We start from the raw sequence: 13,935 nt of genomic DNA, 5'->3' as shown, positions 1-13,935 counted from the left end.
CTGGCGACCGAATCAAAGGTTGCGTCGCGCGTCCAAGAGTTCGGTATCGCGGGCGACGCGCCCCCGGGGCCGCTCTTCCTAACGTCGATCACATCCCAACCACGCACCCCGGAGGTAGCTCCGTGAACGTTCCCGCACGCCACCGCGCCCTGGCCGGAACCGCGGTTGCCGCGACCGCCCTTGCCACCCTCACCGCAGGCGCCGCCTACGCCGACCACCAACCCCCAACCGCAGCCCGCCCCTCCGCAGCCGACCGCACCGCAACCGGCACCTCCACAGCCGCCCGGAAGGCAACCGGCAACCCCTCAACCGACCGCACCCAGGCCAGCGCTACCCCACTCGAGCGCACCCGGGCCGACGGCGCCCAGGTCGGCAGGGGTTCGGCGGGGCGAGGCGCGGTCGTCTCCGCTGAACGAGTCGTACAGATGACACGAGCGGAGGCAGCCGCGTACACCAAGGCCAGCGGCTTCGCCTCGCCCGCACCCCGCTACGGGGTGACCGGCTACCGGCTCGTCTACCGAACGATCGATCCCGCGGGCCGCCCCACGACCGCCAGCGGCCTGGTCGTCCTGCCGCGCAACCGAACCCGCACCCTCCGCCCGGTCTCGTTCGAGCACGGAACGATGATCTCCAAAGCCCAGGCGCCCTCGGTCTCGTCCGACACACGCGGCGAGGCGGTCCTGCTCAGCAGCGCCGGGTACGCGGCCGTCGAACCCGACTACCTGGGCCTCGGCCTTGGCCCCGGGCGCCACCCGTACGCCGACGTCGCCTCCGAGACCACCGCCTCGATCGATCTCCTCCGCGCCGCCCGCACGTTCACGACCACGCGCCATCGCCGCCTCGACCGCCGGGTGTTCGTCACCGGGTTCTCCCAGGGCGGTCCCGCCGCGATGGGCCTGGCCAGGGCACTTCAGGCCGGTGCCGAACCCGGCTTCCGGCTCGCGGCCGTGGCCGGGATCAACGGCCCGTACGACGGCGAGCACGCCCAGATGCCCGAGGGCCTGTTCGGGAAGACCCTCAACCCCAAGATCAGCACCTACTACTTCACGTACTGGCTGACCGCGATGAACCGACTGCACCACCTCTACGACAACCCCTCCGAGGTGTTCCAGCAGCCGTACGCCGACCGGGTCGAGGCGCTGACCGACGGTTCCCACACCGACTCCGACGTCCTCGCCCAGACCCCCGGCACCCCGCAGCAACTCCTGACCCCCAAGATGATCGAGTGGGCCCGCCACCCGTCCGGCGCGCTCCTCACCGCGCTGCGCGAGAACGACACGACCTGCACGAACTGGATCCCCCGCGTCCCCGTCCGCATCTACACCTCACGGGGCGACAGGGACGTCTCCATCCTCAACTCCGAGCACTGCGTGGCGGCCCTCCGTTCCCACGGCGTCAACGCGCCGCTCATCGACGAAGGCCCCATCGAGCACTCGCCCTCGAAGCACGCGGCGCTGCCGCAGATCCTCGACTGGTTCGGGAAGCTGTCATGACCGATACCTACAAGACCTGACCGCCCGCTCCGGACCACCATGAACGCATGAACATCGATCAGCTCAACGCCTTCATGGCAGGTCACGCCCGCAACCTCGACCGCCGCCGCTTCCAGCTCCTCACCGGCCAGACCGACACCGACGCCGTTCTGTCGGCCCTCGACGGCTACCGCAACCCCGACGGCGGTTACGGATGGGGCCTGGAGCCCGACCTGCGTTCACCCGAGAGTCAGCCCGGGGCCGCCCTCCACGCCTTCGAGGTGTTCGAGGAGGTGGCCCCGGCGACCTCCCCCCACGCCGCCGCGCTCTGCGACTGGCTGGACTCGATCACCCTCCCCGACGGCGGCCTGCCGTTCGCCCTCCCGCTGACCGTCACCACCGCATCCGCCCCCTGGTGGCAGGGCGCCGACCCCACCGCCTCCGCCCTCCAGATCACCGCCATCTCCGCCGCGAGCGCCCACCAGGTCGCCGCCCACGACCCCGCCGTCGCCGCCCACCCCTGGCTCGCCCGCGCGACGGACTACTGCCTGAACGCCATCGACGCGATGACCGAGGCGCCCTTCGCCTACGTCCTGGAGTTCGCCGTCCATTTCCTCAGCGCCATCCACGACACCCGCCCCGAGGCCCCCGACCTCCTCCAGAAGCTGGCCAAGTGGATCCCCGCCGACGGCCGCCTCCACGTCGAGGGCGGCACCGAGGACGAGCACCTGCTGCCGCTCGACTTCGCCCCGTACCCCGGCACCCCGGCCCGCGCCCTCTTCACCCCGGACGTCATCTCCGCCGACCTGGACCGCCTCGCCTCCCAGCAGCAGGAAGACGGCGGCTGGACCGTCGAGTACGCCAAGATCTCCCCCGCCGGAGCCCTCGAATGGCGAGGCGCCATCACCGTCAAGGCCGTAGAGATCCTCCGCCGCAACGCCCGCCTCTAAGCCCAGCGCTGCGCTGTGGACCGCCCAGCATCGACCCGCCCAAGGCTCACCCCCACCCGCGCGCCTCGGCCTTCGCCACTCAGAGGCCCGTCAGCTGCTCAACGCGAGTGGCGTCCCACACCAGGTCGACCCCGACGCGCGAGATCCGCCACCCTTCGGCCGTACGAGTGGCCTCCAGCCGATAGCGCTCGCCCAGAAAGCGCTGCCTGCTCTCCTCTGCGAAGACGACGAGCAGATTGGCGTCTATCGCCGCATGGTCCCCGTTCACCTTGAAGAGCGGGTTGGTGATGAAGTGCTGCGTCCTCACGTTCTCCGGGTGCGCCCGCCGTGCCTGCCGCACCACGGCGTCCAGCCCGCTCACCGACCCGCTGGCCGTACTGGCCGAGACGTCCTCGGCGAGCACGTCCCGAGCCTCATCGAACCGCTTCTCGTCCAGCCAGAGCCCCAGCCGCGAGACCAGGTCCCCCAACTCCTCGCGATCGCCCATCTCACTCTCCATTGGCATGTCCAACATTGGTAAGACCAACGATACAAACAATTGGAGCCCCCAACAACCCTCCCCTTGAGGAGCCACCGGCCCCGAGGAAGCCAGGCGGCCCGAACACCAAGACAGCACGCTTAGCCCCCGAGCGGCCACCACAAGCCACCCGGGGTCAGCAGGGCTTCACGTGCGAACTACTGAGCCATGTCCACGAAGCGGCTGTAGTGGCCCTGGAATGCCACCGTCACCGTCGCGGTCGGACCATTTCGATGCTTGGCCACGATCAGGTCCGCCTCGCCCGCCCGCGGCGACTCCTTCTCGTACGCATCCTCACGATGCAGCAAGATGACCATGTCCGCGTCCTGCTCGATTGATCCAGATTCGCGAAGGTCGGACACCATGGGCTTTTTGTCTGTTCTCTGCTCAGGACCACGGTTGAGCTGGGACAGCGCGATGACGGGGACCTGGAGCTCCTTGGCGAGGAGCTTCAGCTGACGGGAGAACTCCGAGACCTCGACCTGGCGGCTTTCGACCCGCTTACCGGACGTCATCAGCTGCAGATAGTCGATGATGACCAGCCGCAGGTCGTGCTGCTGTTTCAGCCGCCGGCACTTCGCGCGGATCTCCATCATCGACATGTTGGGCGAGTCGTCGATGAAGAGCGGCGCCTCGGCCACCTCGCTCATCCGGCGCGCCAGCCGCGTCCAGTCCTCGTCCTGCATGGTCCCGGAACGCATGGCGTGCAGCGCCACCCGCGCCTCCGCCGAGAGCAGGCGCATCGTGATCTCGTTGCGCCCCATTTCCAGGCTGAAGAACGCGGACGTCAGACCGTGCTTGATCGACGCCGCCCGCGCGAAGTCGAGCGCGAGCGTGCTGTTGTGCGTCGGGATGCACGACCGGCCCGCGAGGTACATGTGGTCGTCGTTGTCGACCTGGACGCAGCGCACAGGCACGCTCTCGACCGGGCGAACGTCCACGATGTAGCGGACCCGCGCCTTCGGATCGACGCGCTTGCGCTGACGAGCAGCCTTGCGCGGCAACCGGAAGACGGTCTCGGTCGGCGTGAAGTTGATCCGGTAGAACGTGCGGGTCCAGGGGTGGCGACCCTCGACCGGCTTGGTCGTCATGGTCGCCCGGTAGCCGAGACTCAGGATCAACTCGTGCGCACCCTCCGCCAACCTCTTGTTGACGAAGGCCAACTGCACCTGTCCGATCTCCGAGACGTATCCGTCCGTGTCGAGCATCCCGGCCAATAGCGCCCGCCTTTGCGCTTCGGAAGCCCGCAGGTAGACCGCTGGGATGTGCTTGTTCTGGAGGAGCCCGGCTTCCCTCAGATGACGCCTCAGCCCGAGGAGCCCGTAGCGTCCCGGGGCGGAGTGAGGCGAAACGGTGCACTGGCCGATGGCTCGGATCTCATCGAGGATTTCGTCGTCGAAGCAGGTCAACGCACCATGACGGCTGTCACCATCGCCGAGCCACACTCCCAAGAGGTATGGGTCGATGGGAAGGTCCGCTGCAGGGAGCTGGAATGGTGCCGCCACCTCTACGGCGTGATTCGGACGGTTGTCGCCATCGACACGAACGGTCGCGGCGATCTCCTCGGTGGTCTTGATCGGGCGATGCTGCGCAGTGGTCGCGGCGTTCATCGGGCGGACGGCACGGCTGAGGAGACCTCGATAAAGACTCCTGCTGTCGTAGCGCGGCTGACGCTTCGAGAGGCTTGTGTCGGCCTCACCGCGGTGGCCGAGTTCCCGAGTGACCCCATAGAGCGCATGCTTGAACTCGGCCCCGACCGCAGCGACCGCCTCGGGATGGGTGATGAGCTCAGCGGGCCGTTCGTTCGCGTCGGCCGTCGCCCGGCGGGCACGGTTGATCGCCTCGTCCGGCCAGTAGTACGCGCGCCTGTTCTCGCCCTGCTGCCGACGGCTGGCCCGCGTGGTCGTGCGCCACTGATGCTGAGCATCGGCGACGATCACCTCGCCGTCAGAGAACTCGATCTCATAGCAGGGGCGTCCGTGCATGACCTCGGTTGTGGCCACAACCCGGGTCGGTTTTCCGTCAGCCCCAATGAGGTAGTCACCTACCTTGACCTGGCCCATCGTGGTCCAGCCAGTAGGTGTTGGCAATTTAGTTGAAAGTTCAAAAGCTTTTCCCATCGCAGGCCGAGCAGCGACTACCACCATCTGGCCGCCGTGGAGGCCGTTGGTGAGGGCGTCCAGATCGGCGAATCCGGTGGGGCAGCCGGTCATCTGGCCGCCGCGGCTGCCGATGGCCTCGATCTCGTCGAGAGCGCCGGGCATGATCTCGCTGAGGGGGACGTAGTCCTCGCCCGAGCGCTTTTCAGCGATGGCGAAGACCTCGGCCTGGGCGCGGTCGAGGACGTCGTCGGCGTCGGCTCCGTCAGCGGCGTAGCCCATCTGGACGATGCGGGTGCCGGTCTCGACGAGCTTGCGCAGGACGGAACGTTCGCGAACGATCTTGGCGTAGTAGCCGGCGTTGGCGGCGGTCGGGACGCCGGAGATGAGGTCGTGCAGGTAGGGAGCGCCGCCGACCCTCGCGATCTCACCGCGCTTGGTGAGCTCGCCGACGATGGTGACGGCGTCGGCGGGGTCGCCGCGGCCGTAGAGGTCGAGGACCGCGTCGTAGATCATCTGGTGGGCGGGGCGGTAGAAGTCGGCGGTCCGCAGGGTCTCGATGACCTCGGCGATCGCGTCCTGGGAGAGCAGCATGCCGCCGAGCACGCCCTGCTCGGCGTTGATGTCGTGCGGGGGCGTGCGTTCGAACTCCGTCGACTGGGACGGGCCGATCTCGGCCACGCTCACGGTGACTCCCCCTTTGTTCGCAACTGCCCCGCCAGGCTTGCCGCACCACACATCTACCGGCCGGGTCTGACATTCTCTGGGCCCCCGGCCCCGGCGGCAAAGCGTCCTGTGGACCGTGTTGTGGAGTCGCTGTGCAGACATGCGGGAAACGTTGTGCACGACCTGGGGACAAGTCTGGGGACGACGGCGTGAGTTCGGCTCGTGCACGTGCTCTGAGCTGGTAGAACGTCGTCCACCGGTTGTGCGGGAAAGAAAATCGCCGACCTGCCGCCCACGAGTCTCAGGTAATGGACAAATTTCCAATAATCCTTACATCTTGGTACGGTAGATCCCCTATGGTCGGCTCTCCCCCACGCCTGCGCAGGAACGCCCACGACCGCGAGATCCTGCGGCTCGCGGTCCCCGCGTTCGGCGCGCTCGTCGCCGAGCCGCTGTTCCTCCTCTCCGACTCCGCGATCGTCGGCCATCTCGGAACGTTCCAGCTAGGCGGCCTCGGCGTCGCCGGCCAGGCGCTCAACACGCTGGTCTATCTCTGCGTCTTCCTCGCGTACGGCACGACGGCGGGCGTGGCGCGCCAGGTCGGCGCGGGCGATCTGCGCGCGGCGGTACGCCAGGGCATCGACGGCATGTGGCTCGCCGTCGCGATCGGCGTGGCGCTCATCGTCGCCGGCTTGCCGTCGGTGCCGTGGATCATCGACGTGTTCGGCGCGTCCAGCGAGGTCACCCCGTACGCCCACACCTACTTGGAGATCAGCCTGCTCGGCATTCCGGGCATGCTCATCGTGCTGGCCGGCACCGGCGTGCTGCGCGGCCTCCAGGACACCCGGACGCCGCTGGTCGTCTCGATCGGCGGCTTCGGGCTGAACCTGCTGCTGAACGTGGTGTTCGTACTCGGCCTGAACTGGGGCATCGCGGGCTCGGCCTGGGGCACGGTGATCGCGCAGACCGCGAGCGCGCTGGTCTACGTGGTGGTCGTCTTGCGCGGTGCACGGCGGCACGGTGCTTCCGTACGGCCGGACCTGGCGGGGCTCCGCACATCGGCCACCGCCGGCGTCAACCTCCTGCTCCGCACCGCGGCGCTGCGCGTCGTACTGATCGTCGGCACCTCCATCGCAGCGCGCATGGGGGATCCGGAGATCGCCGCTTACCAGGTCGGCTTCCAGGTGTGGACGCTCCTCGTCTTCGCCCTGGACGCCATCGCGATCGCCGGTCAGGCGATCACGGGCCGGTACCTGGGCGCGTCCGACACCGAGGGCGCGCGGGCCACGACCAGGCGCATGGTCCAGTGGGGCGCGGCCTGCGGCGTGGTGTTCGGCGTGGCGATCCTGGCCGTACGGCCGTGGCTGCCGGACCTGTTCACCTCCGACGACCAGGTCCGCAGCCTGCTCCTCACCTCGCTGATCATCATCGCCGTCCTCCAGCCGATCGCGGGCGTCGTCTTCGTTCTGGACGGCATCCTGATCGGCGCAGGCGACGGCGCCTACCTAGCGTGGACCACAGTGATCGCAACGATCGCCTTCCTCCCCACAGCACTGCTGGCCTACAAGGCGGACACCGGCCTGGTAGGCCTCTGGCTGGCCATCGGCCTGTGGATGACAGTCCGCTTCATCACGCTGAGCCTGCGCGCCCGCGGAGACGCCTGGATGGTCACCGGCGCCGTCCGCTAATCCCCACCGGCCACACCCGCGCGCAGGTCGGCCGCCGGATCCAGAGATCCGAGTCCACGAACTCGCCCCTGGCATTCGGCCGCCGCAACCCCTGACTTTTCACCCGAACGCAAGGCGCCCAGATCGGAGCAGGCCAATGCGCCAGGCCCCTGGACATGCCGCCGATGTCGGAGCGATGGGGCTGAACGCGAGGCAGAGCGGTGAGCCTCCAAGCGCTGGGCAGAGCTATGGACTCGAGCGCCACGCAGAGCATTGGCTCGGGGGTCGGAAGGCGCGGCGGCCTCGGCGCCGGGCAAAGCGATCGGCGTGGGGCGGTGGGCCTCAACGCCGGGTTGGCAGCGGGCCTCGGCGCTGGCGGTACGGCGGGGCTGGAGAGCACGACGTGGCGGGTCTCGGCGCTGGGCTGAACGAGCGGCACGGGCGCCCGGCGGAGCGATGGGCCTGAGCGCTGCACGAAGCAGTGAGCCTGAGCGGGGCACGGAGCAGTGAGCCTGAGCGGGGCACGGAGCAGTGAGCCTGAGCTCTGTGTGGAGCGGCGGGCTGGGCGCCAAGCCCAGCGAGCGGATCTCGGCACCGCGCGGAGCGATCGCTACCCGGGGTTAGGGCTCTGCGCGCGACGCAGAGGCGTGAGTCTGTGCGCCAGGCGGTGGGGTGAGCCTGGCCGGGACTCTGCAGTAGGACGTGGGGCTGACCTTGGACGTCGAGGTGGTCAGGCTTGCGTACGGCGGGTGGCGAGGCGGGCGCGCATGCCGTCGACGAGGAGGCTGAGGCCGTATTCGAATGAGCCGCTCAGCTCGTTCATCTCCTTGATGGCCGCGGCGAGGAGGGGCTGGCCGTCCGGGCCGTCCTCCACGCCTTCGAGGCCGTCGCCGCCCTCGCGGCGGTGTCCTGCCTGTTCCTCCAGGACGGAACCCGTGACGTACTCGGTCATCACGAGGATGTTGAACACCGCTTCGCCCGGCGTGAAGCCTGCGTCGCAGAGCCTGCGGACCATTTCCTCGATGGCGGGTGCGCGGTCGGCGGTCGGCCGGGTGCCGGCGGTGAGCAGCACGAGGTCCCGGTGGCTGAGCAGACCGTTGCGCATCCAGCGCGCGCGGTCGATGAGCCATTCGTCCCAGGCCTGGTCCGGCGTGGGACGGCTCTCGTTCTCGGCAGAACGTGCCATCTCGGAGACCATGTGGTCGAGCAGTTCTTGCTTGTTCTTGAAGTGCCAGTAGAGCGCGGGCGCCTGGACGCCGAGCTCCTTGGCGAGCCTCCGCAGGCTGAGCCCCTCCAGACCGACCTCGTCGAGCAGGCGGATGGCGGTGCGGACGACCTCGCCGCGTTCGAGCTTCATGGGTTGACAGCTTAACAGTGTTCAGGCAGCCTTAACGGCGTTAAGTTTAACGCCGTTAAGGAGACTCGCCATGAACACCACCACCCCTCGGATCGTCATCGCGGGCGGCGGCCCGGTCGGCTTGATGCTCGCCTCCGAGCTGCGCCTGTACGGGATCGAGACGATCGTTCTCGAGCGGCTCACCGAGATCGACCGCCGCACCAAGGCCGGTGGCATCCAGGGCCGCGCCGCCGAAATGCTGGACCGGCGCGGCCTCTCCGACCCCCTCCAAGAGGCCCACGAACGGTTCATGGCCTCAATCAAGATGAACCGCCCGCCCCACCCCGGCGCCGACAAAGCGGGCGCCCCAAACACCCCGGCCGGCAGCAAGGCCCTCGCTCCTAGCGGTGGCAATGACGGCCTCGGCAACGCAGAGGGCGGTTCTGGTGAGCCGGATGGGCGGGCTGGTGGCGAAACGGGCGGCGGGCCTGGCGGCCCGGACGGCGGCGCTGGCGGGTCGAGCGGCAGCGCTGGTGGGGGTGAAGGCCACCGTGGCGGCCCCGGTGGCGGCGTTGGCGGAACGAGCAGTGGGGCAGGCGGACTGGGCGGCGCCATGAGCGGGCCGGGCGACCGTCCCGACGGCTCCGGCGGCGGGCTAGGCGGCGGAACGGGCGAGGGCGTTGATGGGACGGGCGGGGCTGCTGGCGGAACGGGGGGTGGACCTGGCGGGGGTGTTGGGGGCCGGGTTGGTCGGGGTGGGGCGGCGATGGCGGCGTTGATGAGGCGTGGTCATTTCGCGGGCATCTGGGCGTTGCGGGAGTCCTCGTACGAGACGGCGCCTGGCATCTTCGTTCCGCAGCACGTTCTTGAGCAGGAGCTGGAGCGCCACGCCATCGCGCTGGGCGTCGAACTGCGGCGCGGGCACGCGATCGTCTCGTATGAGCAGGATGGCGACGGCGTCACGCTCCACGTTGAGGGACCTGACGGGCCGTACAGCCTCAACGCCGGCTGGCTGGTCGGCGCCGATGGCGGGCGCAGCCTCGTGCGGAAGCAGGGCGGCTTCGCGTTCCCCGGAACGGACGGGATCATCACCGGCTACCAGGCCGTGGTCGAGCTGGACGACCCGGAGTTCGTGCCGCGCGGCTGGAACCGTTGCCCCGGCGGCCTCATGGTGAACGGTCCCACGCCGGGCCGGATCCTTTGCGTGGAGTTCGACGGCCCGCCGGCTGACCGGGACTCCGAGATCACGCTGGACGAGCTGCAGGCGGCCGTACGGCGGATCACCGGCACGACCGTGACGCTCAGCTCGCCGACCTCTCTCACTCGCTTCACCGACAACGCCCGGCTCGCTGACGACTACAGGTCGGGGCGCGTTCTCCTGGCGGGCGACGCCGCGCACGTGCACTCCCCGTTCGGCGGCCAGGGCCTCAACCTGGGGCTCGGCGACGCCGTCAACCTGGGCTGGAAGCTCGCGCTGGTCGCGCGCGGCGAGGCCCAAGACGAGCTCCTGGACACCTACACGGCCGAACGGCGTCCGATCGCGGAGCGCGTCCTCGACAACACTCGCGCTCAGGTGGCCCTGTTGCAGCCCGGTCCGCACACCGACGCGCTGCGCGAGATCTTCACCCGCATGCTCGACTTCGACGACGCCAACGCCTACCTGACCGACCTGATGAACGGCGCCGGCATCCGCTATGAGCTGGACTCCCGTACGGACGCGGTCGGCCGAAGCTTCGCGTTCGACCTGACCGTCAACACGGCGGAGGGCGAGCTCCGCGTCGCCGATCTCATGCGTTCGGGACGCGGGCTGCTCATCGGCGACCACGACATCGCGCCCTGGGCCGACCGGGTCGACGTCGTGTCCGGCAGTTCCCCGAAGGCTCCGTCCTGCTCACTGCTCATCCGGCCGGACGGCTTCGTGGCCTGGGTGACCGAGGAGCCCACGCCGTTGAACGAGGCGCTCACCCGCTGGTTCGGCCCGGGGAACCACTGAGTCGATCTTGGGATTGGCCGAAGCCGGCCCTGCGAGCTCGACCGACATCAACCCGCGGAGCTCCACCGAGATCGGTCGGGGGCGCCGAGTCGACGTCCGCCCGGGGAGCTCCGACGAGGCTGACCTGGGGCGCTCGCGGCACTTGATCTGGGGAACTACCGAGGGCGTCTCGGGGACTCGGGGAAGCGCCTGCGACTGGAGTGGCGTTTTCTTCGGACCGGCCCCCAGCCTCTACCCGCTCTCGCTAGTATTCGAACATGTGTTCCACACACGGCGAGCGGATGGCGCGGCTCACTCAGGCGATCGACGACCTGGCCGCTGAAGGCCTGCAGGGCCTGCCCCCGGAAACGCTGGTGGAACGGGTGGCGGGCATCTGGTCGCTGGTCGAGGGTATCGACCCCGAGATCGCCCGCCGCCGCACCCGCTACACGACCCCCGAGTCCTGACCATCCCGCGACCGGTTACGACCTGGGCCTTCTGTAGGTGGGGAAGACATCGGAGACCTTAGGCCTCTTCGAGGGCTTCGAAGGCGCAGCAGGCTTCGCGGGCGGTGAATCGAGGCCGGGCATCTCGTCGGAGTCGTAGCCATCGCCGCCAGAATCCTGGTCGCCACCAAGGTCCTGGTCGCCACCGAGGTCCTGGTCGGCCCCAGGCCCTTGGCCGACCCCAGGACTCTGGCCGGCCCCAGGCCCTGGGTCGCCCGCGAGGTTCTGGTCAGGTGCCGGCTTGCTGCTCGGTCGGGTCTTGCTGGCCGTACGGCGCGGAAGGCGGGAGGCGACGGCGGTGCGCAGCTCCGGGAGCCTCGCGTACAGAACGTCGCCAGGGCAGCTGGTGCTGCCAAGATCGCGGTGGCCGACGATGGCGCGGTACGGGTCGAGCCGGTACTGGAAGCAGAGCCACGTGCACACCGTGACCAGCGACGAGAACAGCGCCGCCGGGACGGGCGCCTTCATGTAGTTGCCCTCGTTCTCGATGCCGATCGTGTGATCGTTGTGGTGCAGGGCCTGCGCGCCGATCGCGTGCCGTCCCGCGAGGATCGCCGCGAGGCTCTGGTCTCGGCCCTCCATGACGTGCCCACCGCGGGAGATCGTGAGCTGCTGGCCAGTGTCGTTCCAGCCCCGATGGCCCATGTGGAACCGCTGGATGTCGCGCGACAGCTTGTAGGCGTGCGCGAGGGAGTAGTCGGTCGAGTTGGGCGTGGCCGTGTGGTGGACCACGATGTGGTCGGGCCGCCTGGTGACGACCTTGGTCGGCTTCTTCGTGTGCTTGGCGCCCCACTCCTTGCGCGTGTAGACGCGGGGCCGCATGGGCGTGGGCCGTACGTCCTCATGACCGTGCGGCTGCGCATGTGCGTGCGCGTGGGCCCCTGCCTGCTCCGACGCGCTTCCGTCGGCCCCGCGCCGCACGCCACCGCTGTCACCAGGCGTCGGGGTCGGCTTCGGCTTGGGTCCCGGTTTCGCTTCGGCCATCGCCTCATTGTCGTTCAGAACGGCGTCACCGAGGATTCCGAGTCCGAGCGCGCCCAGGCCGAGCCCGCCGCCCAGGATCACCCGACGGGTAAGGTCCGGCCGTTCGGCCAGGTCCGGGCGCTCGGCCAAGTCCGGGCGCTCGGCCAAGTCCGGGCGCTCGGCCAGGTCAGGCCGTTCGGCCAGATCCGCCAAGTCAGGCAGGTCAGGGAGGTCGGGCAGACCAGGCAGGTCCCGCCCCTCCGCCCCTCGCTCGCATGGACAGTCCCCCGAATGCCCGAACATGCCACCCCCGTCCGACCGCAATGATCCGGATACGGACGGTAGTGGCCGCCAAGAGGATCACCAAGGAGGCGGCGATTCGAGGACGTTTCACAAGAAACAGAAACGGCCGGGACCCCCAGGGGTCCCGGCCGTTCCGAGGTCGTACGCGCCGGTCAGGCCTCGACGACGTTGACGTCGATCGTGGCGTTGACGTCGGCGTGCAGCCGAACGCTGACCCGGTGGGCGCCGACGGTCTTGATCGGGTTGCCGATCTCGATCCGGCGCTTGTCCAGGTCGGGGCCGTCGGCGGCCTTGACCGCGTCGGCGATGTCGGCCGCGGTCACCGCGCCGAACAGGCGGCCGTTGCTGCCCGTACGGGTGCGCAGCGTGACCTTGAGGCCGCCGAGCCGGCCGGCGACCTCCTTGGCGTGCTCGACGGTCGCGATCTCGCGGGCCGAACGCGCCTTCTTGATGGAGTCGATCTGCTTCTCCGCGCCCCGGGTCCACTTGATCGCGAACCCACGGGGGACGAGGTAGTTGCGGCCGTAGCCGTCCTTGACCTCGATGACGTCTCCGGGCTCGCCGAGGCCGGAGACCTGCTGAGTCAGGATGAGCTTCATGATGCGTGAATCCTTCCTGCTCAGCGCGCGGTGCTGGTGTACGGCAGCAGCGCCATCTCACGAGCGTTCTTGATCGCCGTGGCGACGTCACGCTGGTGCTGGGTGCAGTTGCCGGTCACCCGACGGGCCCGGATCTTGCCGCGGTCGGAAATGAACTTCCGCAGCAGACCGGTGTCCTTGTAGTCGACGTAGGAGATCTTCTCCTGGCAGAACACGCAAACCTTCTTCTTCGGCTTGCGAGGAGGTGGCTTCGCCATCGTGGTGCTCCTTTATGAGAGCCCCGCTCGCGCGGGAATGGTCGTTGGATACTTACTGATCTAGAACGGCGGGTCGTCGGAGAAGCCTCCTCCGCCGCCCCCACCGCCGCCGCCGGTGGCCCAGGGGTCGTCGGCCGGGGCGCCGCCCCCACCGGACTGACCGCCCTGACCGCCGCCGCCGAAGCCGCCGCCCTGGCCGCCGCCTCCACCGAAGCCGCCGCCTCCGCCGCCGAAGCCTCCGCCGCCACCGCCCTGCCGCTGGGTCTTGTTGACCTTCGCGGTGGCGTTGCGCAGCGAGGGCCCGACTTCGTCGACCTCGACCTCGAAGACGGTGCGCTTCTCACCCTCACGGGTTTCGTACGACCGCTGCTTGAGGCGCCCCTGCACGATCACCCGCATGCCGCGCTGCAGGCTCTCGGCGCAGTTCTCCGCCGCCTGCCGCCAAACGTTGCAGGTCAGGAAGAGGGCCTCGCCGTCCTTCCACTCGTTCGCCTGACGGTCGAAGAACCGCGGCGTCGAGGCGATGCGGAACGACGCGACCGCCTGGCCGCTGGGGGTGAAGCGCAGGTTCGGGTCCTCGACGAGGTTCCCGACGATCGTGATTACGGTGTCGCCTGCCATTGGGCTT

12 protein-coding genes are annotated in these 13,935 nt (G+C 69.2%); 5 read left to right on the top strand and 7 right to left on the bottom strand.

Annotated features, from left to right (window positions below; all coding sequences use genetic code 11):
* The first annotated feature begins 122 nt into the window (after positions 1 to 122).
* Together J4573_RS41280 and J4573_RS41275 are read left to right on the top strand one after the other, a co-directional pair.
* The gene (locus tag J4573_RS41280; RefSeq protein WP_208261598.1) at positions 123 to 1,493 is read left to right on the top strand and encodes an alpha/beta hydrolase family protein; all 1,371 of its coding nucleotides are present in this window, start codon (positions 123 to 125) and stop codon (positions 1,491 to 1,493) included.
* A 47-nt stretch (positions 1,494 to 1,540) separates the two neighbouring features.
* On the top strand, positions 1,541 to 2,422 hold the full coding sequence (locus J4573_RS41275; RefSeq protein WP_208261597.1) for a prenyltransferase/squalene oxidase repeat-containing protein: 882 nt from the start codon (positions 1,541 to 1,543) through the stop codon (positions 2,420 to 2,422).
* Positions 2,423 to 2,501: 79 nt separating this feature from the next.
* Here the strand turns inward: J4573_RS41275 and J4573_RS41270 are convergent, their stop codons facing one another.
* Both J4573_RS41270 and dnaB read right to left on the bottom strand, forming a co-directional pair.
* The gene (locus J4573_RS41270) at positions 2,502 to 2,909 is read right to left on the bottom strand and encodes a nuclear transport factor 2 family protein (protein WP_208261596.1); all 408 of its coding nucleotides are present in this window, start codon (positions 2,907 to 2,909) and stop codon (positions 2,502 to 2,504) included.
* A 188-nt stretch (positions 2,910 to 3,097) separates the two neighbouring features.
* Complete coding sequence (gene dnaB, locus J4573_RS41265; RefSeq protein WP_208261595.1) at positions 3,098 to 5,725, bottom strand: replicative DNA helicase; 2,628 nt, start codon at positions 5,723 to 5,725, stop codon at positions 3,098 to 3,100.
* Positions 5,726 to 6,060: 335 nt separating this feature from the next.
* Between dnaB and J4573_RS41260 the strand changes: the two genes are divergently transcribed.
* A complete protein-coding gene (locus J4573_RS41260; protein ID WP_208261594.1) occupies positions 6,061 to 7,392 on the top strand; it encodes an MATE family efflux transporter in 1,332 nt (443 codons plus the stop codon).
* A gap of 709 nt (positions 7,393 to 8,101) precedes the next feature.
* On the opposite strand, the gene J4573_RS41255 is transcribed toward J4573_RS41260, so the two are convergent.
* A complete protein-coding gene (locus J4573_RS41255) occupies positions 8,102 to 8,728 on the bottom strand; it encodes a TetR/AcrR family transcriptional regulator C-terminal domain-containing protein (protein WP_208261593.1) in 627 nt (208 codons plus the stop codon).
* A 70-nt stretch (positions 8,729 to 8,798) separates the two neighbouring features.
* Here J4573_RS41255 and J4573_RS41250 point away from each other — a divergent pair, with 70 nt between their 5' ends.
* Positions 8,799 to 10,700 carry an FAD-dependent monooxygenase gene (locus J4573_RS41250; RefSeq protein ID WP_208261592.1) on the top strand — a complete coding sequence of 634 codons (1,902 nt, stop codon included), beginning with the start codon at positions 8,799 to 8,801 and terminating at the stop codon, positions 10,698 to 10,700.
* 257 nt (positions 10,701 to 10,957) lie between these two features.
* Positions 10,958 to 11,146 (top strand): hypothetical protein, encoded by a 189-nt coding sequence (locus tag J4573_RS41245; RefSeq protein WP_208261591.1) that lies wholly within the window; start codon positions 10,958 to 10,960, stop codon positions 11,144 to 11,146.
* Positions 11,147 to 11,161: 15 nt separating this feature from the next.
* Here the strand turns inward: J4573_RS41245 and J4573_RS56815 are convergent, their stop codons facing one another.
* The 4 genes from J4573_RS56815 to J4573_RS41225 all read right to left on the bottom strand — a co-directional run bounded on the left by J4573_RS56815 (position 11,162) and on the right by J4573_RS41225 (position 13,928).
* Positions 11,162 to 12,361 (bottom strand): peptidoglycan recognition protein family protein, encoded by a 1,200-nt coding sequence (locus J4573_RS56815; protein ID WP_372442994.1) that lies wholly within the window; start codon positions 12,359 to 12,361, stop codon positions 11,162 to 11,164.
* Between the two features lie 242 nt (positions 12,362 to 12,603).
* Positions 12,604 to 13,050, bottom strand: a complete 447-nt coding sequence (gene rplI / locus J4573_RS41235) for a 50S ribosomal protein L9 (RefSeq protein WP_208261590.1) — start codon at positions 13,048 to 13,050, stop codon at positions 12,604 to 12,606.
* 20 nt (positions 13,051 to 13,070) lie between these two features.
* The gene (gene rpsR, locus J4573_RS41230) at positions 13,071 to 13,307 is read right to left on the bottom strand and encodes a 30S ribosomal protein S18 (RefSeq protein ID WP_019631633.1); all 237 of its coding nucleotides are present in this window, start codon (positions 13,305 to 13,307) and stop codon (positions 13,071 to 13,073) included.
* 60 nt (positions 13,308 to 13,367) lie between these two features.
* On the bottom strand, positions 13,368 to 13,928 hold the full coding sequence (locus tag J4573_RS41225; protein WP_208261589.1) for a single-stranded DNA-binding protein: 561 nt from the start codon (positions 13,926 to 13,928) through the stop codon (positions 13,368 to 13,370).
* Between the last annotated feature and the right edge of the window lie 7 nt (positions 13,929 to 13,935).

The organism is Actinomadura barringtoniae (assembly GCF_017573505.1).
Taxonomy (GTDB): Bacteria; Actinomycetota; Actinomycetes; order Streptosporangiales; family Streptosporangiaceae; genus Spirillospora; species Spirillospora barringtoniae.
The sequence above is the reverse complement of the archived record's forward strand: the minus strand, read 5'-3'. Positions and strand labels throughout refer to the sequence as shown.